This window comes from Martelella sp. AD-3 (assembly GCF_001578105.1).
Taxonomy (GTDB): domain Bacteria; phylum Pseudomonadota; class Alphaproteobacteria; order Rhizobiales; family Rhizobiaceae; genus Martelella.
In genome coordinates, this window is record NZ_CP014275.1 from 1,348,909 (window position 1) to 1,372,357 (window position 23,449).

General features: G+C 60.0%; 25 protein-coding genes, 1 tRNA gene and 1 pseudogene. 19 read left to right on the plus strand and 8 right to left on the minus strand.

Features of this window, described 5'->3' with window-relative positions:
• The first annotated feature begins 6 nt into the window (after positions 1–6).
• The 5 genes from AZF01_RS06260 to AZF01_RS06285 all read left to right on the plus strand — a co-directional run bounded on the left by AZF01_RS06260 (position 7) and on the right by AZF01_RS06285 (position 6,672).
• Positions 7–1,317, plus strand: coding sequence for a TRAP transporter large permease subunit (locus AZF01_RS06260; protein WP_036237186.1), 1,311 nt, complete (start codon positions 7–9; stop codon positions 1,315–1,317).
• Positions 1,318–1,421: 104 nt separating this feature from the next.
• Positions 1,422–2,468 (plus strand): TRAP transporter substrate-binding protein, encoded by a 1,047-nt coding sequence (locus AZF01_RS06265; protein ID WP_024708341.1) that lies wholly within the window; start codon positions 1,422–1,424, stop codon positions 2,466–2,468.
• A 233-nt stretch (positions 2,469–2,701) separates the two neighbouring features.
• A complete protein-coding gene (locus tag AZF01_RS06275) occupies positions 2,702–4,075 on the plus strand; it encodes a glutamine synthetase family protein (RefSeq protein ID WP_024708339.1) in 1,374 nt (457 codons plus the stop codon).
• Positions 4,076–4,144: 69 nt separating this feature from the next.
• The gene (locus AZF01_RS06280; protein ID WP_024708338.1) at positions 4,145–5,530 is read left to right on the plus strand and encodes an aldehyde dehydrogenase family protein; all 1,386 of its coding nucleotides are present in this window, start codon (positions 4,145–4,147) and stop codon (positions 5,528–5,530) included.
• Positions 5,527–6,672: an iron-containing alcohol dehydrogenase gene (locus tag AZF01_RS06285; protein ID WP_024708337.1), complete on the plus strand. Its 1,146-nt coding sequence runs from the start codon at positions 5,527–5,529 to the stop codon at positions 6,670–6,672. Before AZF01_RS06280 ends, AZF01_RS06285 begins: the two co-directional genes overlap by 4 nt.
• A gap of 53 nt (positions 6,673–6,725) precedes the next feature.
• Here the strand turns inward: AZF01_RS06285 and AZF01_RS06290 are convergent, their stop codons facing one another.
• Together AZF01_RS06290 and AZF01_RS06295 are read right to left on the minus strand one after the other, a co-directional pair.
• A complete protein-coding gene (locus tag AZF01_RS06290) occupies positions 6,726–7,385 on the minus strand; it encodes a hypothetical protein (protein WP_024708336.1) in 660 nt (219 codons plus the stop codon).
• 127 nt (positions 7,386–7,512) lie between these two features.
• Positions 7,513–8,709, minus strand: coding sequence for an IS256 family transposase (locus AZF01_RS06295; protein ID WP_061449647.1), 1,197 nt, complete (start codon positions 8,707–8,709; stop codon positions 7,513–7,515).
• A gap of 232 nt (positions 8,710–8,941) precedes the next feature.
• On the opposite strand from AZF01_RS06295, the gene AZF01_RS24625 reads away from it, so the two are divergent.
• The 3 genes from AZF01_RS24625 (at position 8,942) to AZF01_RS06310 (ending at position 10,759) form a co-directional block, all read left to right on the plus strand.
• On the plus strand, positions 8,942–9,373 hold the full coding sequence (locus AZF01_RS24625; protein ID WP_024710206.1) for an IS5 family transposase: 432 nt from the start codon (positions 8,942–8,944) through the stop codon (positions 9,371–9,373).
• The gene (locus AZF01_RS24630) at positions 9,325–9,657 is read left to right on the plus strand and encodes an IS5 family transposase (protein WP_256389221.1); all 333 of its coding nucleotides are present in this window, start codon (positions 9,325–9,327) and stop codon (positions 9,655–9,657) included. The genes AZF01_RS24625 and AZF01_RS24630 overlap by 49 nt, the downstream gene beginning before the upstream one ends.
• A gap of 103 nt (positions 9,658–9,760) precedes the next feature.
• Positions 9,761–10,759 (plus strand): NAD(P)-dependent oxidoreductase, encoded by a 999-nt coding sequence (locus AZF01_RS06310; RefSeq protein WP_161633069.1) that lies wholly within the window; start codon positions 9,761–9,763, stop codon positions 10,757–10,759.
• A gap of 24 nt (positions 10,760–10,783) precedes the next feature.
• On the opposite strand, the gene AZF01_RS06315 is transcribed toward AZF01_RS06310, so the two are convergent.
• Positions 10,784–11,011 carry a sel1 repeat family protein gene (locus tag AZF01_RS06315; protein WP_036238546.1) on the minus strand — a complete coding sequence of 76 codons (228 nt, stop codon included), beginning with the start codon at positions 11,009–11,011 and terminating at the stop codon, positions 10,784–10,786.
• An 18-nt stretch (positions 11,012–11,029) separates the two neighbouring features.
• On the opposite strand from AZF01_RS06315, the pseudogene AZF01_RS06320 reads away from it, so the two are divergent.
• A pseudogene (locus AZF01_RS06320) lies at positions 11,030–11,251 on the plus strand (transposase); the annotation flags it as partial.
• A 137-nt stretch (positions 11,252–11,388) separates the two neighbouring features.
• Positions 11,389–11,655 carry a DUF1467 family protein gene (locus AZF01_RS06325; RefSeq protein WP_024710204.1) on the plus strand — a complete coding sequence of 89 codons (267 nt, stop codon included), beginning with the start codon at positions 11,389–11,391 and terminating at the stop codon, positions 11,653–11,655.
• Between the two features lie 219 nt (positions 11,656–11,874).
• On the opposite strand, the gene AZF01_RS06330 is transcribed toward AZF01_RS06325, so the two are convergent.
• Positions 11,875–12,495 carry a hypothetical protein gene (locus AZF01_RS06330; protein WP_024710203.1) on the minus strand — a complete coding sequence of 207 codons (621 nt, stop codon included), beginning with the start codon at positions 12,493–12,495 and terminating at the stop codon, positions 11,875–11,877.
• 568 nt (positions 12,496–13,063) lie between these two features.
• On the opposite strand from AZF01_RS06330, the gene proS reads away from it, so the two are divergent.
• The 6 genes from proS (at position 13,064) to AZF01_RS06360 (ending at position 19,044) form a co-directional block, all read left to right on the plus strand.
• Entirely contained in the window at positions 13,064–14,392 is a 1,329-nt protein-coding gene (gene proS, locus AZF01_RS06335) for a proline--tRNA ligase (RefSeq protein WP_024710202.1), read from the plus strand.
• A 13-nt stretch (positions 14,393–14,405) separates the two neighbouring features.
• On the plus strand, positions 14,406–15,707 hold the full coding sequence (locus tag AZF01_RS06340; RefSeq protein WP_024710201.1) for a lipoprotein-releasing ABC transporter permease subunit: 1,302 nt from the start codon (positions 14,406–14,408) through the stop codon (positions 15,705–15,707).
• Positions 15,708–15,719: 12 nt separating this feature from the next.
• On the plus strand, positions 15,720–16,415 hold the full coding sequence (locus tag AZF01_RS06345) for an ABC transporter ATP-binding protein (protein ID WP_024710200.1): 696 nt from the start codon (positions 15,720–15,722) through the stop codon (positions 16,413–16,415).
• Between the two features lie 519 nt (positions 16,416–16,934).
• Positions 16,935–17,195 (plus strand): hypothetical protein, encoded by a 261-nt coding sequence (locus AZF01_RS06350; protein ID WP_024710198.1) that lies wholly within the window; start codon positions 16,935–16,937, stop codon positions 17,193–17,195.
• A gap of 273 nt (positions 17,196–17,468) precedes the next feature.
• Positions 17,469–17,553, plus strand: a tRNA-Leu gene (locus AZF01_RS06355).
• Between the two features lie 132 nt (positions 17,554–17,685).
• Positions 17,686–19,044, plus strand: coding sequence for a tyrosine-type recombinase/integrase (locus tag AZF01_RS06360; RefSeq protein ID WP_036238552.1), 1,359 nt, complete (start codon positions 17,686–17,688; stop codon positions 19,042–19,044).
• 118 nt (positions 19,045–19,162) lie between these two features.
• Here AZF01_RS06360 and AZF01_RS06365 read toward each other — a convergent pair whose 3' ends face one another.
• The 4 genes from AZF01_RS06365 to AZF01_RS06380 form a co-directional block, all read right to left on the minus strand.
• Positions 19,163–19,426, minus strand: a complete 264-nt coding sequence (locus AZF01_RS06365; protein ID WP_152534659.1) for a hypothetical protein — start codon at positions 19,424–19,426, stop codon at positions 19,163–19,165.
• Positions 19,423–20,034, minus strand: a complete 612-nt coding sequence (locus tag AZF01_RS06370) for a hypothetical protein (RefSeq protein WP_152534658.1) — start codon at positions 20,032–20,034, stop codon at positions 19,423–19,425. Before AZF01_RS06370 ends, AZF01_RS06365 begins: the two co-directional genes overlap by 4 nt.
• 184 nt (positions 20,035–20,218) lie before the next feature.
• Positions 20,219–20,599 carry a hypothetical protein gene (locus AZF01_RS06375; protein ID WP_152534657.1) on the minus strand — a complete coding sequence of 127 codons (381 nt, stop codon included), beginning with the start codon at positions 20,597–20,599 and terminating at the stop codon, positions 20,219–20,221.
• 245 nt (positions 20,600–20,844) lie between these two features.
• A complete protein-coding gene (locus AZF01_RS06380) occupies positions 20,845–21,537 on the minus strand; it encodes a LexA family transcriptional regulator (RefSeq protein WP_024710193.1) in 693 nt (230 codons plus the stop codon).
• A 576-nt stretch (positions 21,538–22,113) separates the two neighbouring features.
• Here AZF01_RS06380 and AZF01_RS06385 point away from each other — a divergent pair.
• From AZF01_RS06385 to AZF01_RS24235, 3 genes are all read left to right on the plus strand, one after another.
• Positions 22,114–22,617 carry a hypothetical protein gene (locus tag AZF01_RS06385; RefSeq protein ID WP_024710192.1) on the plus strand — a complete coding sequence of 168 codons (504 nt, stop codon included), beginning with the start codon at positions 22,114–22,116 and terminating at the stop codon, positions 22,615–22,617.
• Positions 22,614–22,826: a hypothetical protein gene (locus AZF01_RS24230; RefSeq protein WP_024710191.1), complete on the plus strand. Its 213-nt coding sequence runs from the start codon at positions 22,614–22,616 to the stop codon at positions 22,824–22,826. Before AZF01_RS06385 ends, AZF01_RS24230 begins: the two co-directional genes overlap by 4 nt.
• Positions 22,827–22,897: 71 nt before the next feature.
• Positions 22,898–23,449 carry a GcrA family cell cycle regulator gene (locus AZF01_RS24235; RefSeq protein ID WP_256389214.1) on the plus strand — a complete coding sequence of 184 codons (552 nt, stop codon included), beginning with the start codon at positions 22,898–22,900 and terminating at the stop codon, positions 23,447–23,449.

The window sequence follows — 23,449 nt, forward strand, 5'->3', positions numbered from 1 at the left end:
TATGAAATGATCGCGCTGCTTCTGTTCTTCTCGATGATGCTGAGCATGCTGACGGGCCAGCGCGTCTTTGCCGCGATCGGCTTTGTCGGCGTGGTGGCGGCGGCGTTCCTCTGGGGCACCGGCGGCTACGAGATCGGCTTTTCAGCCGGCATGAAGCTGATGAAGTGGTATCCGATGCTGACGCTGCCGCTCTTCATCTTCATGGGCTACATGCTGTCGGAATCGGGTATCGCCGAAGACCTCTACAAGGCGTTCCACGTCTGGATGGGCGGGCTGCCGGGCGGACTTGCCGTCGGCACGATTGCGCTGATGGTGGTGATTTCGGCCATGAACGGTTTGTCGGTCGCCGGCATGGCCATCGGCGCGACGATCGCGCTGCCCGAACTTTTGCGGCGCGGCTATGACAAGATCATGGTGTCCGGCGTCATCCAGGCGGGCTCCTCGCTCGGCATTCTGGTGCCGCCAAGCGTGGTTCTCGTGCTTTACGGCATGATCGCCCGCCAACCCGTCGGCAAGCTCTGGGTCGCGGGCGCGCTGCCGGGGCTGATGCTGGCGGCCATGTTCATCATCTACATCGTCATCCGTTGCCGCATGAACCCGGCGCTTGGGCCTTCGCTGCCGAAAGAAGAGCGCGACATGCCGCTTGGCGAAAAGCTGAAGCTGCTGCGCGCCGGCATCATTCCTTTCCTCATCTTCTTCCTGATGATGGGCCTGTTCCTGATGGGGGTCACCAGCCTGACGGAAAGCGCCGCCATCGGCGCGCTTTCCGCACTCGTTGCCGCGCTCGTCAAGAAGCGGCTGACGTGGAAGCTCCTGAACCGCACCATGGAGCAGACGCTCGGCATTTCCTGCATGTTCATGTGGATCATCCTGGCGGCGCTCTGCTTCGGCGCGGTGTTCGACGGGCTCGGCGCGGTGAGGGCGCTGGAAACTCTGCTGCTGGAGCGCTGGGACCTCGGCCCCTGGGAAATCCTGATCATGATGCAGATTTCCTACATCATCATGGGCACGTTCCTCGATGACACGGCGATGCTGGTGATCGTCGCGCCGCTCTACGTGCCGCTTGTCGGCCATCTCGGCTTCGATCTCGTCTGGTACGGCGTGCTCTACACGATCACCTGCCAGATCGCCTATATGACGCCGCCCTTCGGCTACAACCTGTTCCTGATGCGGGCCATGGCCCCGCGGGAGATTTCGCTGACCGATATTTACCGCTCCGTCTGGCCGTTCGTGATCATCATGATCCTCGGTCTGGCGATCGTCACGGCATTTCCGCAGATTGCCCTGTGGTTGCCGAACCTTGTCTACGCGCGCTGAGGCTGATGCGCGTCGGCTTGCGTCCATCGGACGTTTGTGAATGCAGGTCCCGGCACGCGGCCGGGCCACGTAAAAGCTGAGAAGCAAAACAGAGGGAAGCAGCAATGACCAACAGACGCAGTTTTTTGAAGAATGCGGGCCTTGCGACCGCAGCGGGCGCAACAGCGCTTGCCGCGCCCGCCGTCACCCGCGCCCAGAGCAAGATCACCTGGCGCCTGCAGACCTATGCGGGGCCGGCGCTGGCCGAGCACGTCATCAAGCCGTCGATCGATGCCTTCAACACGGCCGCCAACGGCGAGATGGAGATCCAGCTTTTCACCGCCGACCAGCTGGTGCCGACGGGCGAACTCTTCCGCGCCATGCAGCGCGGCACGATCGACGCCGTCCAGTCGGACGACGATTCGATGAATTCGCCGCTCGATATCAAGGTGTTCGGCGGCTATTTCCCCTTCGCCTCGAAATTCAGCCTCGACGTGCCGACGCTGTTTTACGAATACGGTCTCGCCGAGATCTGGGAAAAGGCCTATGCAGAAGTCGGCGTGCAATGGATCTCCGCCGGCGCCTGGGACCCGTGCAACTTTGCCACCGTCAATCCGGTGACGAGCCTTTCCGACCTTGAGGGGCTTCGCATCTTCACCTTCCCGACGGCCGGCAAGTTCCTTTCGCAGTTCGGCGTCGTGCCGGTCACGCTGCCCTGGGAAGACGTGCAGGTCGCCATGCAGACGGGCGAACTTGATGGTCTCGCATGGTCGGGCATTACCGAGGACTACACCGTCGGCTGGGCCGATGTGACCAACTACTTCCTCACCAACAACATCTCCGGCGGCTGGTGCGGGTCTTTCTTCGTCAATTCCGACAAATGGGCGGAAGTGCCGGAGCATCTGAAGGTGCTGTTCCGCATGTGCACGGACAGTTCGCACCTGCATCGCCTGCACTGGTACTGGGGCGGCGAGGCGCGGCTGCGCGCCCATGGCGACAAGCTGAAACTGACGACCATCCCGGATGCCGAATGGAAGACGGTGGAAGATGCCGCCGACGCTTTCTGGGACGAGATCGCCGCCGAGACCGAGCGTACGGCCGAAGTGGTCAAGATCCTCAAACAGTATCAGGCCGACATGAAGGCCGCTGGCCCGCCCTACCGCGCGGGTTGATTGAAGACGCTGGTGGAGGCGGGCGTATGTCAAGCGGCAACCCTGCCTCTCTTCTGGGTCACCCTCGGGCTTGACCCGATGGTCCAGGCGACACGGGACGGAAAGGCAAGGGAAACCTTGCCGCCGAGGCCGACGCCGACACTGTTGACAAGGATCGTCCGGAACGCGTTTGCTCCGGGCGGTCGCATATGAAGGACGCAGAGCCGCGTCCGACAACCGATGGGAAGAGCCTGATGAGCGCAAGCTACACATTCGACGAACTGAAGCGGGATGTTTCCGAGGGGCGGATAGACACCGTGCTGGCCTGCCAGGTCGACATGCAGGGCCGGCTGATGGGCAAGCGCTTCCACGCCGAATATTTCGTCGAGAGCGGCTTCAGGGAAACCCATTGCTGCAACTATGTCCAGGCCACCGACATGGAGATGAACACCGTCTCCGGTTATGAGTCGACCAGCTGGGCGGCGGGATACGGCGACTATACGATGAAGCCGGACCTTGGCACGCTCAGGCGCATTCCCTGGCTGGAGGGCACGGCGCTGGTGCTTTGCGATGTCGAGGATCACGCGACCCACAGCGAGGTCGCCCATTCGCCGCGCGCGCTCTTGAAAAAGCAGATCGGCCGTCTCGAGGCGCATGGCTTTCGCGCGATGATGGCGACGGAGCTTGAATTCTTCCTCTTCAACCAGTCCTTCGAAAGCGCGGAGGAGGCCGGCTATCGCGGGCTGAAGCGCTCGAGCGCCTATAACGAGGACTATCATATCTTCCAGACCACCAAGGAAGAAGATGTGATGCGGGCGATCCGCAACGGGTTGCAGGGCGCGGGCATTCCGATCGAAAATTCCAAGGGCGAGGCCGACGCCGGGCAGGAGGAGCTCAATGTGCGTTACGGCGACGCGCTGACCATGGCCGACCGCCACGCCATCATCAAGAACGCCTGCAAGGAGATCGCCTGGCAGAAGGGCAGGGCCGTGACCTTCATGGCCAAGTGGAATTACGATGCGGCCGGCAACTCCTCCCATGTGCACCAATCGCTCTGGAGCGCCGACGGCGCGACGCCGCTGTTCTTTGATCCGGACGGTCCATACGGCATGTCGAAGCTGATGGAGCATTATGTGGCGGGCCTGCTCGCCCATTCGGCAGAGATCACCTATTTTCTGGCGCCCTACATCAATTCCTACAAGCGCTTCATGGCCGGCACCTTCGCGCCGACCAAGGCGATCTGGTCGCGCGACAACCGCACGGCCGGTTTCCGCCTTTGCGGCGAAAAGACCAAGGGCATCCGCATCGAGTGCCGCATCGGCGGCGCCGATCTCAACCCCTATCTGGCCTTCGCCGCACAGCTTGCCGCCGGTCTCGACGGCATTGAAAAGGAGATGACGCTGGAAGAGCCCTATTTGGGCGATGCCTATGGCGCGGGCAGCGATATCCGCGAGATCCCGAAGACCCTGCGGGCGGCGGCAGAGGCCATGGACGCTTCCGAGTTTCTGCGTTCAGCCTTCGGCGACGGCGTCATCAACCATTATCGCCGCGCCGCCGAATGGGAGCAGGAGGAATATGACCGCCGCGTCACCGACTGGGAGGTCGCGCGTGGGTTTGAGAGAGCTTGAAGGCGAGACGACGGCAAGGGTTGCTTTCGCCTGTTTTGAGACAAACCAGCAAATGACAGGATGGCGATCATGACGATGATCCAATGTATTTCGCCGATCGACGGATCGGTCTATGCCGAGCGGGAGGCGGTTTCCGCCGCTGCCGCAGGTGCCGCCGTGGAAAGGGCGCGGGCGGCCCAGAGGGATTGGGCGAAGCGGCCGCTTGAAGAACGCGTCGCGCTGGTTCAGGCGGGCGTCAAGGCGCTCAATGCCATGAGCGACGAGGTGGTGCAGGAGCTGGCCTGGATGATGGGCCGGCCGGTGCGCTACGGCGGCGAGTTCGGCGGCGTCAACGAACGCGCCGACTATATGGCAAGCATCGCGGCGGAAGGTCTGGCCCCGGTCGCGCTTGAGGACAGCGGCAATTTCCGCCGCTATATCGCGCGCGAGCCGCACGGCGTCGTCTTCGTCATCGCGCCGTGGAACTATCCCTATCTGACGGCGATCAACACCATCGTTCCGGCGCTGATTGCCGGCAATGCCGTGATCATCAAGCATGCGAGCCAGACCCTTCTGGTCGGCGAGCGCATCGTCAAGGCTTTCGTTTCTGCAGGCATTCCGGAAGACCTGTTCCAGAATATCTTTCTCGATCATGCGACGAGTTCCGAACTGATCGCGGCAAAGAGCTTCGACTTCATCAATTTCACCGGTTCGGTGGAAGGCGGGCGGCAGATCGAACGCGCGGCGGCGGGCACCTTCACGCCGCTCGGACTGGAACTCGGCGGCAAGGATCCGGGTTATGTGATGGAGGATGCCGACCTCGATGCGGCGGTCGCGACGCTGATGGATGCGGCGATGTTCAATGCCGGCCAGTGCTGCTGCGGCATCGAGCGCATCTATGTGACCGAGAGCCTCTATGACGCCTTTGTCGAAAAGGCGGCCGCCTTTGCCGCGGCCTACAAGCTCGGCAATCCGCTGGACGAGGCGACAACGCTCGGGCCGATGGCGAACAGGCGCTTTGCCGCCGTGGTGCGCAGGCAGATCGAGGAAGCGATCGCCGCCGGCGCCACGCCGCTGGTCGACCCGAAACTGTTTCCGCAAGATGACGGCGGCGCCTACCTCGCGCCGCAGGTTCTCGTCAATGTCGACCATTCCATGGATGTGATGCGCGAGGAGAGCTTCGGCCCTGTTGTCGGCATCATGAAGGTCTCCTCCGACGAGGAGGCGCTTTCCCTGATGAATGACAGCGAATACGGCCTGACCGCCTCGCTCTGGACAGCCGATCCCGACCGCGCTGCCGCCCTTGGCGCCCGGATCGAAACCGGCACTGTGTTCATGAACCGCGCCGACTATCTCGATCCGGCCCTCTGCTGGACCGGCTGCAAGAATACCGGACGCGGCGGCTCGCTCTCCGTTATCGGCTATCACAACCTGACCCGGCCGAAGTCGTACCACCTGAAGAAAGTCACGAAATGAGCTTCACAGCCAACTGGAGTTATCCGACCACGATCAAGTTCGGCGCAGGCCGCATCGTCGAGCTTGCCGCTGCCTGCAAGAGCCTCGGCATGGCCAATCCGCTGCTGGTGACCGACAAGGGGCTTGCAAGCCTGCCGATCACGAGGAATGCGCTGAAAATCCTTTCCGAGGAAGGGCTCGATGCCGCATTGTTTTCGGATGTCGATCCGAACCCGAACGAGAAGAACCTTGCCGCCGGCATCGCCGCCTTCAAGGAGGGCGGCCATGACGGCGTGATCGCCTTTGGCGGCGGCTCCGGGCTCGATCTCGGCAAGCTGGTGGCGATGATGGCGGGCCAGACTTTGCCGGTCTGGGACTTCGAGGATATCGGCGACTGGTGGACGCGGGCCGATGCCTATGCGATTGCCCCGATCGTCGCGGTGCCGACAACGGCCGGAACGGGCTCGGAAGTCGGCCGGGCAGGGGTGCTGACCAATTCCGAAACCCATGTGAAGAAGATCATCTTCCACCCGAAGCTTTTGCCGGGCGTGGTCATCTGTGATCCGGAACTGACCATCGGCATGCCGAAGATCATCACCGCCGGCACGGGGCTTGATGCCTTTGCCCATTGTCTGGAGGCCTACTGCTCGCCCCACTACCACCCGATGTCGCACGGCATTGCGCTGGAGGGCATGCGGCTGGTGAAGGACAATCTGCCGCGCGTCTACAACGATCCGGAAGACCTGGAGGCGCGCGCCGAGATGATGAGCGCGGCCGCCATGGGGGCGGTTGCCTTCCAGAAGGGCCTTGGCGCGATCCACGCGATCTCGCATCCGCTCGGCGCCGTCTATAACACCCATCACGGCATGACCAACGCCGTGGTCATGCCGCCGGTGCTGCGCTTCAACCGCGACAAGATTGCGGACAAGCTGAGGCTTGCCGCTGATTATCTTGGTATTTCAGGTGGTTACGACGGGTTTTACAATTTCGTTCTGGAATTCCGTAAAGAACTTGGCGTACCGGAAAACCTCACGGCAATGGGCATCGCGCCCGACCGGATCGACGAACTCGCCGTGATGGCGCTCGAGGACCCGAGCACCGGCGGCAACCCGGTCGAGATGACGCTGGAGAACACGAAAGCGCTTCTGGCAGACTGTTTCTGAATAGAGTTGGCGGCGCGTTTCGAAGGGCGTCGCGGCCGCGGCGCCCTTGTTCGTTATGCGGCGGCCTTGAGAATGTCGTCCTTCGCCTTGTCGAGGTCGGTGCGCACCAGACCGGTCAGAAGGCGCGGCAGGGCTTGCCTGCCGCCCGCGAGTTCCGCAAGGCTTTCGCCATCCGCAGGCAGGCCGAGGCTTTCGGCGGCCTTTGCCGCGCGGGCGTCGCAGAAGGGATAGTGTTCTTCCCAGGCGCGCTGGACCTCGCGGAAGAAAATATCCGCCCCGGTTTCGCCGATGCCCTTGAACGCCTTCAGGCGCTTGCGTTCTTCCGAGGGCGAGCGACCGGCATCATCCCTCAGCCTGCGCAGATCGCCGCCATAGTTTTTGTCCAGCAGGTCGAGCGTGTCGGCCAGGTAACGCGCCGTGCTTTCGTCATAGCGCGCATAACCGTTTTCGTTCAGCACTTTCACCCGCTCTTCCCACGACGTTGCAGCCATCTTGTCCGGCGTCGTCCAGCCGGCGTCGAAAAGCGCCTTCGCGGCCTCCTGGGCCTTGTCTGCGCTGATCCGCGCGCTCATCAGCAATGCGCAGACGAGCCACTGGAAGAGCGGCGCAGGCGTGTTCTTCCCCAAATCTATGCCAAGCATCTGCGCATAGCTTCGGGGATAGCGGTCCAGTACCGCCTTCACGATTTCCGTCTCGTGTGCCTTTGCTGCCATCGCCTGCTCTCCTTGAACCATGAATGTGTCGTGGGCGCATACCCCGCGCTTTTCCGTCCAACGATCGTGTCCCATGACGTGGTGTAGCTTAGACGACCACGGCTCATCCCAGAGGGGCGGATGAGTGTCAGCTTGCTGCTGGCAGGCTGATGAGCGGATCATCGCTCATCGTGGCGATTGTCTCAAGTGTCATGTAGCGGGACCTCTGGACGGCCCATTCGTCGTTTTGCTCCAGGAGCAAGGCACCGACCAGTCTGACGATGGCGTCGTCGTTGGGGAAGATGCCAACGACTTCAGTGCGTCGCTTGATCTCGCCGTTGAGACGCTCGATCGGATTTGTCGAATGAAGCTTTGCCCAGTGCTGCCTGGGAAAGGTCATGTAGGCGAGCACGTCCTGTTCGGCGTTGTCCATGAGCGTGGCGAGTTTCGGCACCTTCGGCCTGATCTGGTCAGCGACATTGCGCCACTGGGTGCTCGCCGCCTCCGGCGTGTCCTGTGCAAACGCGGTGGCGATGAAGGCGGAGACGACGCGCCGCCCGCTCTTTCCGGCATGAGCCAATGCGTTTCTCATGAAGTGGACCCTGCAGCGCTGCCAGGTGGCGCAAAGCACCTTCGTCACGGCGGCCTTGATCCCCTCATGGGCATCGGAGACGACGAGCTTGACGCCGCGCAGCCCGCGCCTGGTCAGCTTTCGCAGGAACTCGGTCCAGATCGGCTCGGCTTCTGATGTTCCGATCTCCATGCCGAGCACTTCGCGCCGGCCGTCGGTGTTCACGCCCACCGCGATGATGACGGCGACTGAGACGATGCGCCCGCCGCGTCGGACCTTCAGATAGGTGGCATCAATCCAGAGGTAGGGCCATTCTCCTTCGATGGGCCTGTCCAGAAAGGCCTTCACCTTGTCGTCTATTTCCTCGCAAAGTCGCGAGACCTGGCTCTTGGAGATGCCCGACATGCCCATGGCTTTGACGAGATCATCGACGGACCGGGTCGAAACGCCCTGGATATAGGCTTCCTGGATGACCGCCGTCAGAGCCTTCTCCGCCATCCGGCGTGGTTCGAGAAAGCTCGGAAAATAGCTGCCGGTGCGAAGCTTGGGGATGCGCAGCTCAACGGTGCCCGCTCGCGTTTCCCAGTCTCGATCGCGGTAGCCGTTGCGCTGGGCAAGCCGGAACGTGGTCTTCTCGCCGTATCCAGCGCCTGTCTTCGCGCTCACCTCCAGCGCCATCAGTTTCTCGGCTGCAAAGCCGATCATCTCACGCAGCAAATCGGCATCAGCGCTCTTCTCAACAGCCAAGCGCAGGTTCATCATGTCGTCGGTCATCGGTGGTGTCCTTAAGGTTGGTTCTAAGCAACCCGACCCTACCGGAAATCACCGATGGCTATGAAATCCAGCTACACCACGTCATGGGACACGATCCGTCCAACACGCGGAAGCGATGGAAGTTCCGGCCGGAGAGTTGCATCCGACCTTCGAAACGGTCTAGGTCCTGTTGACAAAGTGGTTTCCCAAATCAGTGGAAGCATGATTCAAGACTGCTTTTTAGGAGGCGGTTTTGGCACGCGGCGACCTGACGGATATGGAATGGCGGATCATCGAAGGGCTTTTGCCGTCGGAGCGCGGTAGAAAGTCCCGGCCCGCGCATGACAATCGACGGTATCCGAACGGCATGCTACATGCTCTGCGGGTCGGCTGCCCCTGGCGCGACATGCATGAGCGCTACGGAAAGTGGAATTCCGTCTATATGCGTTTCCGCCACTGGGCGGAACAAGGGGTGTGGGATGCACTGCTTGAAACGCTGGTCGAGTTGGGGCTGGCCGATGACCGGCAGCACATGATCGACAGCACCACAGTTTGCGGCCACTCTCAGGCTGCGGGTGCTAAAGGGGGACTTATAAGGAGGCTTTTGGTCGATCACGTGGCGGCTTTTCGACGAAAATCCACGCCCGCGCAGACGGTCAGGGACGCCCTCTCGGCTTCATCCTGACAGGCGGAGAGGCTTCCGACTACAATGCTGTTTCTGACCTGCTGGCGATGCCGGTTGGCAAGCCGAGGCGGTTTCTTGCCGACAAAGGATATGACGCTGACTTTCTACGCGAGGAGTTGCTGCTCCAAGGGACCAGGCCGGTCATTCCGCCGAAGGCCAACCGGAAAGCCCCGCCCGCCTGCGACTTTAGAGCCTACAAGGATCGAAACCGCATCGAGCGGATGTTCAATCGGCGGATCAAGCAGTTCCGTCGTCTTGCTACCCGATACGACAAGACCCGATAATCTTTCGAGGGCTTCCTCGCCGTGGCCGCCGCAAAATATGGTTGCCATACTGTTGTCAACAAGACCCAGGTTTGTCCGGGTAACTCATTTGGAGGCTAAAATCTTGACTGTTGCTTTGGTGGGAACGTCGTCTTTTGATCGGTTCTTCAATCCAGCCCTCGACGCGTTGCAACGGCGCGGCCATGGTGTGGCACGGTTTGTCACGCGCGAGGAACTGCTTGCCGCCGTTGATGCACTGCAGTCTTTGGAAATTCTTGGCGCGACCTCAAGCTTTGCAGCCGACCGGGAGCTGTTTGCCAGGATGCCGCGTCTGCGCGCACTGGTTTCTCCGTTCACAGGGGTCGAAGGGTTCGACGTTTCGGCCGCGACGGAAAACGGCATCCTCGTGGCGAATGGCCAGATTGCGGAAAACACCGTCAGCATGGCCGAGGCCGCAGTTCTCTTCACCCTGGCTTCGCTCTATGACCTTCATGGCACGGAGCGCTACCTTCGCGAAAACCTGCCGCGTCCCTCGCAGGTCCGTGCGCGCATGCTCATGGGAAAGACAGTTGGCCTGATAGGCTTTGGCAAAATTGGACAGGCTATCGCGGAACGGCTGTCTGTATGGGGCGTGAGGCTCGTCGCTTCGGTGCGCACGCCGCGATCGATGCCCGCCTACGTCACCTCCCAGAGCCTCGATGAAGTGCTCGCGACAAGCGATGTCGTTATCATGGCGGCTTCGCTCACTCCTGAATCACGGGGAATGCTGGATCTTGACGCGTTGCGCCGAATGAAACCGGACGTGGTGTTTGTCAACATCACGCGGGGCGGCATCATCCCCGACGATACACTCGCCACGCTCGCCGCAGAGCGACCGGCTATGCGCCTTGCCCTCGATGTGTTCGACCCGGAGCCGTTGAAAGAGGATAGTCCGCTGCGCGACCTTCCGAACGCCATCCTCACCCCACACATGGTGGGACATACGGTCGAGTCGCAGATGCGCCTGCGGGAGGCATTTTGCGAGAACCTTCTCGCGGTGGCAGAGTGGCGGGTGCCTGAATACGTCGTCAATCCGTCTGTGATCGAAACGTGGCTGGGAAAAAAGGACAGCCCACAGCTCTAATTGCGTCCGAGCTTGTATCACTCATCAGTGCATCGTCATGCATTCGCGGGCGGCGCGTAGTGCAGCGGCGAGTTCGGCCTTGCTTATCGTCTGGGCAAGGTCACCGCGCAGTGCTGCAGCCCGGTCGGAGCCCTTGATGGCGGCGATGTTCAGCCACTTGTGGGCGGCGATGAAATCAACGGCGCAGCCGCGACCGGTCGCATACATGAGCCCCATTTCGAAGAAGACGTCGGCGTGATTGTCGCCGCCCATTTCAAGGGATCAGGCCAAGGGATCAGGCCGGTCATCCCGCCGAAGACAAACCGGAAAGCCCCGCCCGTCTGCGACTTCAGAACTTACAAGGATCGAAACCGCATCGAGCGGATATTCAATCGGATCAAGCAGTTCCGTCGTGTTGCTACCCGATACGACAAGACCCGAAAATCTTTCGATGGCTTCCTCGCCCTGGCCGCCGCAAAAATATGGTTGCCATACTTTGTCAACAGGACCTAGATCACCGGGCGGTTAATCTGAGCCGCCCGGTGATCTAGCTCTTTGTTTTACGCATCGGGTTATCGAAAAACCGGTAGCCGCTTTTTCGCCCGATGCTTTAGGTGTCGTCGAGGCGCAATGTCAGGAGGGAGGAAACCTTGTCGCTGTTTTCCGCATTCGCGGTCTATTTCGTCATCTGGTGGGTGACGCTGTTTGCGGTCCTGCCTTTCGGACTGCGCACCCAGGACGAGGAGGGCAATGTGGTGCCCGGCACCACGGCCAGCGCGCCGCACCGCTTTCGCCCCTGGCGCGTGATCCTCTGGACATCGCTGGTGGCGGCGCTCGTCTTTGCTGCATGGTATGGCGTCGTGATCGTTCTGGGCTACGGGCTCGATGACCTCTCGGCCCTGTTCTGGACGTCATGATCCAGCGCTTCCGCCGCTTATGGAACCGCTGAACCGCTCCATCTGTTTGTTTTGACGCATTTTCGCGGACGTCAGATGTCTCCATCTGAATGCGAACTGCTCCACAGCACGACGCGCTAGCGCATCGGCCCGAAAATCGGAATCGATTTTCGGAAAGCACGATGCGTAGATTCAATAGGTTAGAGCGTCCTTTGTGCGTCCGAATGGACGCACGGCGCTCTAGAACCGCATGCGCAGGAATGCGCTGCCAAGGCCGTAGTCGTAATCGTTCGCGCCGTTGTCGCCGGTCGAGCGGCCGTATTCGAAGCGGGCGCCGAGCTCCAGAGCCGTGGGGAAGAACTTGATGCTGGTCTCGAGCCCGCCGTAGAAGGCGCCGCTGTCGATGTCCGAAGGCGCAAACCGGGTATTGTCTTCGATCGTCACATCGCCAAAGACCTGTCGATAGCCGGCATAGGGCGAGAGCGAGACGAGGCCGAGATTGCCCCTGGCCGCGACATAGGCGCCGATTGAGCTCAGCTGCGTATCGGTCTTCCCGCCGCCGGCCCGCGTCTCGATCTCCCGGGTGGCGTCGCCGAGCGCCATGAACCCGGTCATTCCGCCGCAAAGGTTGATCGCTCCCTTGCTGCAGATGCCCAGCCGGCCATCAATGCCCCAATAGGTGTCGGCAATGAGATCGTCGACCGCATCTTCGTTCATGTGCAGCATGAAGGCAGCCGGGCCGCCGGAAAGATCGAGATAGAAGGCATCGGAGATGTCGGCGGCATTGGCCGTTCCGGCAAAAGGGGAAAGCCAGGTCAGAAGGGCCGCGGCGGCGAGGGAAGGGACGGGGTTGCGGATCAAGGCCTGAGAACTCTCATTGCGCGAAGTCGTCAGGCCGTTTTCAGGCAATTGGCGCAAAGGGTCAACGCCGCGGCGCCGGGGCCTTGTTTCGTGGCAAAGAAAGGATTAACGGCAGCGGCAAGAGCAAGTTTGAGAAGAACAAAAAAAAACAAGGCCTCGGGCCTTGTTTTTCAAGTATCGCGTGATCCGTTCCGTTTCCGGGGCTGCGAACAAGCGCGCCAGGATCGATCCTCCCAAGACTTGACCGCGAAGAAAAGGCAAGAATTTAAGCTCCCTGCCTGTTTTATGGGCTTAACCTAGCCCAATGATTGGGCCTTGTCATCCCTTATTTTGCATTTTTGCGACACTGCGAAAGGTTTTTCAGTTTGACAAACACTTTATTGTGTTCTGCAACGTTTCAAGTGCTTGACATTCGTCAGGATGCTTGGGCCGCCTTCCGCCGGCCGTTTGTTCTCCATCCGTTTCGCGGCTTTAATTTCCCGCAAGAAGTCGCTAAAAGGGCCGGGAATAAAACCAATATGCAATCGATTCCCGGCACGCCGGGATGGCCACAAGAAAGCAGCCTCCGATGCGTCTTTCCCGTTATTTCCTGCCGATCCTGAAGGAAAATCCCAAGGAGGCGGAGATCGTCTCGCACCGCTTCATGCTGCGGGCGGGCATGATCCGCCAGCACGGGCAGGGCATCTATTCCTGGCTGCCGCTCGGCAAGCGCGTCCTCGACAAGGTCAACCGCATCATCCGCGAGGAACAGGACCGGTCCGGCGCCGTGGAACTCCTGATGCCGACCATGCAGTCGGCTGATCTCTGGATCGAGAGCGGACGTTACGAGGCCTATGGCAAGGAAATGCTGCGGATCACCGACCGGCAGGACCGCGCCATGCTGTTCGGCCCGACGAACGAGGAGATGATCACGGAAATCTTCCGCTCCTCAGTCAAGTCCTACAAGCAGCTGCCGCTCAATCTCTACCACATCCAGTGGAAGTTCCGCGACGAGATTCGTCCGCGTTTCGGCACGATGCGGTCACGCGAGTTCATGATGAAGGACGCCTATTCCTTCGACCTGACGCGCGAGGGCGCGGAGCATTCCTACCGCAAGATGTTTGCCGCCTATCTCAGGACCTTCGACCGGCTCGGCCTGCGCGCCATTCCCATGCGCGCCGATACCGGCCCGATCGGCGGCAATCTCAGCCATGAATTCATCATTCTGGCAGAGACAGGCGAATCGGAAGTCTTCTGCCATCGCGATTTCGTCAAGTTCGACATTCCGGCCGAAGACCTCGACTTCGATAATGTCGAAAAGCTTCAGGGCATTTTCGACCAGTGGACCTCGCTTTACGCCGCCACCGACGAGATGCACGATGCGGACACCTTCGACGCGCTGCCGGAGGGCGAGCGGCTTTCCGCGCGCGGCATCGAGGTCGGTCACATCTTCTATTTCGGCACCAAATATTCCGAGCCGATGAATGCCATGGTCCAGGGCCCCGACGGCAAGGAACACCCCGTCCACATGGGCTCCTACGGCATCGGCCCGACGCGCCTTGTTCCCGCCATCATCGAAGCCTCTCATGATGAAAACGGGATCATCTGGCCGGATTCGGTCGCGCCCTTCGATGCGGTGATCATCAACATGAAGGTTTCGGACGATGCCTGCGGCGCGGCGTGCGAGCAGCTCTACCAGGCGCTTTCCAATGCCGGTCTCGATGTTCTCTATGACGACACCGACGAGCGCGCGGGGGCGAAGTTCGCGACTGCCGACCTGATCGGGGTTCCGAACCAGATCATCGTCGGGCCGCGCGGCGTGGCTGCCGGCGAAGTCGAAGTGAAGAACCGCCGGACCGGCGCGCGCGAGGCGATGTCGGCGGACGCCGCCATTGCCATGCTCACCGCCGGGCGCTGAGGAGTACGTCAAGATGGCTGCGGCCGAACCCGCGAAGGACACTGCGGAGATCCCCGCGAAAGCGAAGCCTTTTTCCGTTTTCGAACGCATGGTCGCGTGGCGCTATCTGCGGTCGCGCCGCAAGGAGGCCTTCATTTCGGTGATCGCCGGCTTCTCCTTCCTCGGCATCATGCTGGGCGTTGCCACGCTGATCATCGTCATGGCCGTGATGAACGGGTTTCGCAGCGAACTCGTCAGCCGCATTCTCGGCATCAACGGCCATATCGTCGTTCTGCCCGCCGGCCAGCCTTTTTCCGATTATGCGGCGTTGACGAAGCGCCTCGAGGGCGTCGAGGGCGTGCGTCTCGCCTTTCCGCTGGTGGAAGGCCAGGCGCTGGTTTCCGGCGCGCGCGGGGCGGGCAGCGGCGCTTTGGTCCGCGGTGTCCGTCCGGACGACATGCTGAAGCTCGACACCGTCTCCGACAATATCGTCGAGGGCGACATGGTCGGCTATACCGCGGGCGAGGGGGTTCTGGTCGGGTCGCGCATGGCCGCCTCGCTCGGGCTTTTCGCCGGCGACAAGATCACCCTGATCTCGCCGGAAGGGGACGTGACCCCCTTTGGCGTCAATCCACGGGTAAAGGCCTATACGATCTCCGGCATTTTCGAGATCGGCATGTCGGAATACGACGCCTCGATCATCTTCATGCCGCTTGCCGAGGCGCAGTCCTATTTCAATGCCGGCGGCCATGTGCAGAGCATCGAGGTCTTCGTCGATCACCCCGATGATGTCGATCAGGTGATCCCGCGGATCCGCGAGGCCGCCGGCGAGGATATCGCGATCTCCGACTGGCGGCAGAACAACCGGACCTTCTTTTCCGCGCTGGAGGTGGAGCGCAACGTCATGTTCATGATCCTGACGCTGATCGTGATCGTCGCCGCGCTCAACATCATTTCCGGACTGATCATGCTGGTGAAGGACAAGGGCCCCGATATCGCGATCCTCAGGACCATGGGCGCGACATCCGGCGCGATCATGCGGATCTTCTTCATGACCGGGGCCGCGATCGGCATCGTCGGCACGTTTGCGGGCGTGTTTCTGGGCGTCATCGTCTGTCTCAACATCGAATCGATTCGCCAGTTCTTCTCCTGGGTCACCGGGACGGTGCTGTTCGATCCGCAGCTCTACTTCCTGAGCACGCTGCCGGCCGAAATGAGCCTCGGGGAAACGCTCACGGTGGTGATCATGTCGCTCACGCTTTCCTTCATCGCGACGATCGTTCCGGCCTGGCGCGCCTCGCGGCTCGATCCCGTCCAGGCGCTGCGCTACGAATAGCGGGAGAACAATGTGGCCAATCCGTCTCTGGAACTGAAGTCGATCGTGCATGAATACGGGCAGGGCGACAGTGTGCTGACGATACTGAACGGTGCGTCGCTGAGGCTCATGCCGGGCGAGATGGTGGCGCTGGTGGCGCCGTCAGGCACCGGCAAGTCGACCCTGCTGCAGATCGCCGGCCTTCTGGAAAAGCCGACCGCCGGCGAGGTGTTTGTCAACGGCAGGGAGGCCTCCGCGCTTGACGATGACGCCAGGACGGCATTCAGACGCAATGATGTCGGCTTCGTCTACCAGTTCCATCACCTGCTGCCGGAATTCACGGCGCGCGAGAACATCATGCTGCCGCAGCTGATTGCGGGGCTCTCCACGCGCGAGGCGTCCGAGCGCGCGGACCAGATGCTCGACTATCTCAAGATCGGCCATCGCGCCGAGCACCGGCCGGCGGAACTTTCCGGCGGCGAGCAGCAGCGCGTGGCCATCGGCCGGGCGGTTGCCAATGCGCCGAGCCTACTGCTTGCCGACGAGCCGACCGGCAATCTCGATCCCGGCACGGCCGGCTATGTGTTCGAGGCGCTCGAGGCGCTCGTCCGTCAGTCCGGACTTTCGGCGCTGATTGCGACGCATAATCTCGACATTGCGGAGCGGATGGACCGTCGCCTCACCCTCAGGGACGGGCTCGTCGTCGACCGCGACCATGCCGCCGCCTGATCCATCGCCATTGTCCTGACGCGGCGAAGCCGTGCCGCCCGCCGCATGCGGCGAGCCCGCCCTCGTGCTCGCCGCCGGCCTGACGAGAGGCATGGGGGCCGGTCCAAACGCTATCTTGCACACAGGACAGAGCGTTTTCCGTTTTCATGGCTTGCTAAATAGGAAAATTATCCTATAGTGATCAATACAACTCAGAGTAATCGATGCCGTGTCGGTCACAATGAGATGACGGCTTCCGTTTGGTCTGAAGTAAAGTGTATATTGGTCCCCATCGTTACAATCGAAACATGTAAGAAATATTGATGATGTTGTTTCTGCCGATCGATTTAATTCTTTCTCTTTTATATTTACGAGTAATGAATGTATAGCCAATTAAAGAGTTATGACATACATGTAAGGATTTCTCATAACACGTATTTACTTCGAAGATACTATAGCTATAATTGTAAGTGCATCGAGTGCTCGCACCGGTTGGTGAGGCTTCAAATCAGGAGAGGTTTTGGTATGACGCAAGGCGGGATGGACAAGGACAGCCGGAAAGCGGAACGATCCGAAGAGGAGCGCACGGCTTGGAATCGCTATATGCGCAATTTCAGGCGCAGCTTCAAGGATCGGGGCTTGACCAGTCTGTCGACGGTTATCACGACCGAGCATGCTGAATTCATTGAGCGTTTCGGCCGGGAAAAGGCGTGCCAGTCAAAGCGCGAGGCGTTGATGATGATCATTGAGGACGTCAAGGATCGTTTTGAGAACGAGCCGGCGGACGGACGGCAGCTTTGACGGTTCTTCCGGCCCGGCTGAAGTCCGGTCGCGGCTTGCGCCGCGGCCGGGCGGTCTTCGACCGATCGCAACACCATCATTGGTTGTATTGAGGCGGCGGCGGCTGATATATGTTCCTCGGCGGTTCCGGTGCTCTGGCAGACCCGATATGGCAATGGCCGGCCGGGGCCCGGCGATCATCGCCTCTGTTAAGGGCGCCTTGCGGATAACCTGCCCCTTGCGTCTGCCGTCGTGCTCGCCTAAGAGGAGCGAACCGGCGCGGAGCCGGTCTTGGCGCGTGTGGCGGAATTGGTAGACGCAGCAGGTTTAGGTCCTGCCGCCGCAAGGTGTGGGGGTTCGAGTCCCTCCACGCGCACCAAGATTTAAGAGCAGTTTTTTCTGTAAATATTTGAAAATAAAAGATATAATTTTGACCGCAATTTGCGGTCTTGTCTTTGTTGCGCTTTTTGTGTAGCGATTTGTGCATCAAAATGTGCTACAGGGTGCTCAAGTGGCTTCTAGCGGGCGAGAAAATCCGGATCGTTTTCTTCAGCGCCGTTCAGGCATTTATGGCTACGTGCGAAGGGTTCCGGCTAAGCTTTCAGGTGTCGATGAGCGTTCGCCTGCTGTCAGGATTTCGCTGGGCACACGCGATCTTTCCGAAGCCCGGGTTAAGCGAGATATTCATGAGGAGGCCGACAACGCACTTTGGGCTTCCATGTTGGCAGGTGGCGACCGCGCGCAGGCCAATGCTCGCTATAAGGCAGCTGTCGCCAGGGCGCATGCGCTTGGCTTTTCCTATCGAACCACTATGGAAATTCTTGCTAGCGAAAGTGGGTCTATGATTCATGACAGGCTGATGGCGCTTTCCAGGCTTCCTGTCGGTGGTCATGACGCCTCGGCTGTTGTGGGGCTTGAAAAGCATCCGCGCGTGCCGGTTTCCGAAGCCTTCTCTGTCTACACTGACGAAATTGCGGCGCCGGAGCTGACCGGGAAGAGCGATTTCCAGAGGTTTTCATGGCTGAAGGTGAAGCGACGGGCGCTGAACAATTTTATCGAGGTCGTTGGCGACAAGCCGATCGATGAGATTACGAGGCAGGATGCCACGAAATTCTATAATTTTTGGCTGACGCGTATTGCCCCAAAGGAAGGCCGTGCGACGCACACCGCTTCGTCAGGCAACCGCGATATTGGCAATATGCGGAAGCTCTTCACTGACTATCATCGATACCGCGGCGTCGACGATGTGAAGAACCCCTTTGCCGGACTTTCTTTTTCCCAGAAGGTGAAGACAACCCGTCCACCTTTCCCTACCGAGTGGATATCCAGGCGGATACTTAAGGTCGGGACTCTTGCTGGGCTTAATGTCGAGGCGAGGGCGATCTTGCTGGCGCTGATAGAGACGGGGGCTCGGCCGTCGGAGATCTGTAACCTTACCCGCGGCATGATCGACCTTGACGCGGATGTGCCGCATATCTTGATCGAGCCTCGTTCTGATCCCGATGACCGGCGCGAGATCAAAACCGCTTCTTCGATCCGCGCCGTGCCGCTGGTAGGAGTAGCGCTTGCCGCCATGCGCGGGCATCCGAATGGCTTCCCACGCTACAAGAATAAGGAAAACGGACTCTCGGCGACGCTCAACAAATATTTCCGTGAACATAAGTTGTTCCCGTCATCGCGCCACAAGATCTATTCTCTCCGGCATTCCTTTGAGGATCGGATGAAGGAGGCTGGTGTTGATACCGAGTTGCGGATGATGATGATGGGGCACACGATCGACCGTCCGCAATATGGCGCAGGCGGCTCGCTATCCTGGAAGCGGGATGCGCTGGAGAAGATCAAGCTGGATTTTGATGAGGCGATTGTTTGAAGGAATGCTGTCAACTGACGCGCAGTTCTGAACATACCTGGTTCGACTGACGGCCGCTGCACATCGGCTTATAGTTCAGTCTGATTAGCCAATTGATTTTGGCTCAAAAGGAGGCGATTCAGGTCCCACTGATCCCGTTGATTTTGGCAATATTAGCTGCTTCTCCGGCCGTCTTCATTTGCGCTACGCGCGCGCGCGCTGCTTCGAAGATCGACCGGTTCTGGAGGCGTTTCTCGATTTGTCCCTCCACCCAAGCATAAAGCTCCAGAAGTGGCGTGGCATCGTCTCCTCGGGCGACGATCTCCTGGGCGAGGCGGTCTCGTCCCTTTTCGATGTCGGCAAGCGGTACATGGAGTGGAATATCGGATGGCGTTCTTGTCATCGCCTCCGCCTCCATGCTTCAAATTCTCTCACCATTTCCCGCCAGCGGGCCGCTGCTGCCGGTTCGGTGTTCAGTTCGCGGCGGCTTTGGATCGCAAGAATGGATCGCACGCGCGTTGCAGCCTTCGTGTCGGTGGCGGGGTTCGGCAGGTTGTGTCTTTCGATCAGAAACCGCTTGAATGCCGGCTCAGCGCATTTCATGGCGCATTCAGCAGAATAGTCCTTCGCTGGTCTGCCGCCCTTGGCTTCGAGCGCTCGCCGCAGTTGCTCGATCTCGCGTCGTCGTTCGGCATCACGACGCGCGGCTGCATCCAGCATGCCGATCAGGTCGGCTGGAATCTCGATATGCCTCCGGAGCAGTTCGCGGTTGTCGGCCGGGCAGGAGACCGGGAGCGAGCAGATGATCTCCGGTTCGCCCGGTTCCGATACCTCCAGATGCATGCCCTTCGTGTCGGCCATGACGCCGGAAAGCGGTACGGCGTTCGTGATCAGCGCGCGATAACTTTCCAAACGCTCCCTTGCTGGCAATCTGTCATACATGGAGCACCTCGCGCCGAAGCAATCCAGCCGCCGCGGGGAATTGAGCTTCCATTGGGCTCGTGGCGTCACGCGGTCCTGTCATGGTGTCAGACTCCGGATGCTGCAGCGAGGACTCTTTCGAAGGCGATTAGTGCCCGCACTGTGAGCATGAGAAGGAGCGCGCTACCGACGACGACCGCCGGAAGTGCGATACGGTGCAGCAAGTCGCAGTCATCTTGCGTAAGGGGGTGACGGTGGGCTCTCAGGCGCGTGTTCATATCTCAACGCCTATGTAAGCATTCATATCCGCAAAGATCCGCGAAACCATGCCATGCTTGCCGAGCGTGTCATCGAAGCGCCTCCAGCGCAGACTATCCGGGTCGAACAGCGCGTCGAAGGTTCGCTCGGATGGCTCCATATCTGCAGGTAGGAAACCGCCGTTCGCGAGGGGTATTGGGGTGGTGCAGTCGGTTTCGTTCGTTTTCGCTGGCTTTATCCCTGACGGCGAAAGCAGGCCGCCTGGCTTGAGTTTTGCGTATTCGAAGAACTCCGGTTGGTCCATCTCGTCCAGGGTGTCCCATATCTGGTCAATATTGCCCCAGAGGATGCCATGCAGCATTTTGGTTTCAACGGCCCTGACCAGATAGACACCCATTACATTCTCCATTCACCGTGCCTGAGGAGAGCGTCATGATTGGTGGCTGCATCCTCTGATAAATTGCCTGAGATAGAAAATGTGCCATATAGCAAATTTATTGACAAGAGGTAATGTGCCAAATGGCATTATGGTATTGTCGACATAAAAAAAGGCCCGCTGGAGCAGGCCTCTTGAATTTTGCTGAAGATGGATTTCTCAGGGAGTGAGACCGCAGGTCACGCCCCGGCTTTGGGCAAGCGCCGTTATCCGCGCCATTGGAACCAGGCCACAATGCGCCCATAAACGCGAACATCCCGGCGAGAGAGGCGGTCGGGTTCGCCATACCGCTCCTTGTTATCCGAGATGACGAGTATGTCGTCGGTTCTGGGAACAAGCTTCAAGCGCTTGATGACGAGACCGTCCCCGTAATCGCAGGCATATATGTCTTCCGGACTAGGAAAGACATGATCTGTATCGACAAAGACGGTGGAGCCTTTTTTAACAGTGGGCTCCATGCTGTCACCGATTACGGGCACCGCCTTAATACGGTTGAGATTGGGCCATCCAGCCTTAATTGTTTCAGGAAATGACCAGAAGCCATCAGACATTGACGGGTCGAGCAATTCCCCGTCATCGGTGTATTCGACGCTCAAAAGACCACCTCCGCCGGCTCCTGACACGATGTTGAGATTTTCAACATCTCCCGTCTTTCGGGCGGGCTTTAGAAGAGACGGCATATCGCCAGCGAGAGATAGGGCTTCATGATCAAACTCGTCTGTCAGTTCGATTGGTTCGACCTCAAGACCTCTCGCGATCTTGATTACATTTTCTAGTGTAAGTCCACGCTTTCCGCTTTCCATGCGGGAAAGATGGGTATGGGAGATGCCTGTCCGTTCGGACAGCTCCTCTAAAGTTACAGATTTGGATTTGCGGAGTTCGCGAACTCTGTTTGCCATGGGTTAGGTATTTTGCCAATTGGAACAAGTTTCAACCGCCAAATGGCAATGTGCCTATTGACAACATAGCGCCATATGGCACATTGCGCATATGAATCTGGATCCTTACGTCAAATATTTAGGTCTAGGATACGGTTTGTCGGCTGCCCCGGCTCCGCTCTCCCCATCCCCCAAATCCGCGTGTGTCCAAAGATCCGCGCGGACACCTTACCGGCTTCGTTCCGGTGAAGCCGTGCCCGTGTCTTTGCGTCAGGCACGGCCTTTTCTTCTCCCTCACATCCCATATCGCGCGCGCCGAGCCACACCTCCCTTGGCCTGTTGCCGCGCGCGACGCACGGCTGGCCTTGTGGCTGGCTTGTGCCGGGGCAGGGCTTGTGGGAGCCTGCTCCGGCGCAGCGGTGATTTACGGTCGCAGGCTGCGGCCCTTCTTTCATCCTGTCCTTCCCGACTGCGCCCGCCCTAGCGGGTCTGTTCGACTGATCCGACCCTAAACCGCGATCCACCGTCCCGCCATGGGAAACGACGCCGGGCCTTTCCCGGCGCGCCTGTCTTTTTGTGTCTTCGAAAGGGAGAGATATGGCCGAAGAAGCTGCAATCGATCCGTTCATCCTCGCCGTCCGCTGTGCCCAGCGCGACCTGATCCGCCGGGCCGGGGGGATTGAGCGCGTGGCCCTGATCACCAGCCGTTCAACCAGTGCCGTTGGCCGCTGGAACGGCAAGCGCGATACCGACATCATGCCAATTCCCGTGGTGCGGATATTGGAAGAGGATACCGATGCACCGCTGGTGACAGCGGCAATGGCGTCTGTGACGGGGCGCAGGCTTTCCGGTTCGGGAGAGCGGCGTGAACGCGCGCTTTCGCTGATCCAGTGCCTTGCCGGTGATCAGGCCAATGAAAGCGATCTGACCGGCACCATTCTGGAAGCGCTGTCGGATGGTCATGTGACGCCGACGGAAGCCCGGCTTTGCCTTGAGAAGCTTTCCGACAAGGAGACCAGCCATGACCGGCTGAAGCGCTGCCTGATCGATGCGATTGCCGGCGGTGGTCTGACTGTTCTGGATGGGAGGGCGGCACGATGAAGGGCGCCTTTCCCTTTGCCGAAGCACCCGCGCACCGGGTGATGCCAGGCGAGACCAGACCACGACCGGATGCATGGCAGGCAAAAACTGTCTCTCAAACCATCCCCACCATCGATTCCGAACACCTGAGCGAAGACGCGATCGATGCGCTGTGCATGGAGGCTGTCGAGGCGGCGGTCGACTGGCGGCAAAGACCGCAATTCAGCTGATCGTTCCGCTCGGGTGTCCCGCCGCTTGTCTTGAAGAGGGGCGGGCATCCCGAACGGAACGGAGAGGCTTTATGACACGCTGGAACCCTGAAGCGCTTGATCAAATGGCGAAGATGTATCGCGGTGGCGACACGCTTGCCGTGATTGCTGCTGCCTTTGATGTCTCGCGTGCTGTGATCGCCGGTCTTGTCTCGCGCAATCCTGAAGTCTTTCCCAAAGAAGAGAGGGAGAAGCAACGACAGCTGCAGAAGGCTGCCGACGCGGCGGCAAAGGCTGCAAAGTCAACACAGAGCGAGGCATCAAAACGACGCGGGGTCAGTGCGCCAACACATCAAGCTGGATACCTGTCGGAAGAAGATGAGGAACGCGCCATTGCAGCCCGGATCGAAAAACGGCTGCGTGCGGCCAAACGCGCCTTCGACACCCGACACATGCAGCTTGCCGGATCAAAGACTGTCCCGTTCATCGACTGCGGCGAATTCCAGTGCCGTCTGGTCATCAGCGGAAGCGAGGACGCCCTTGGTCCGGATGCACCATGTTGCGGAAGACCGGTGGCAGAGGGCTCCGCCTACTGCCCGCAGCACCTGAAACTGATGTACCGGACACCGGGGAGGGCGGCATGA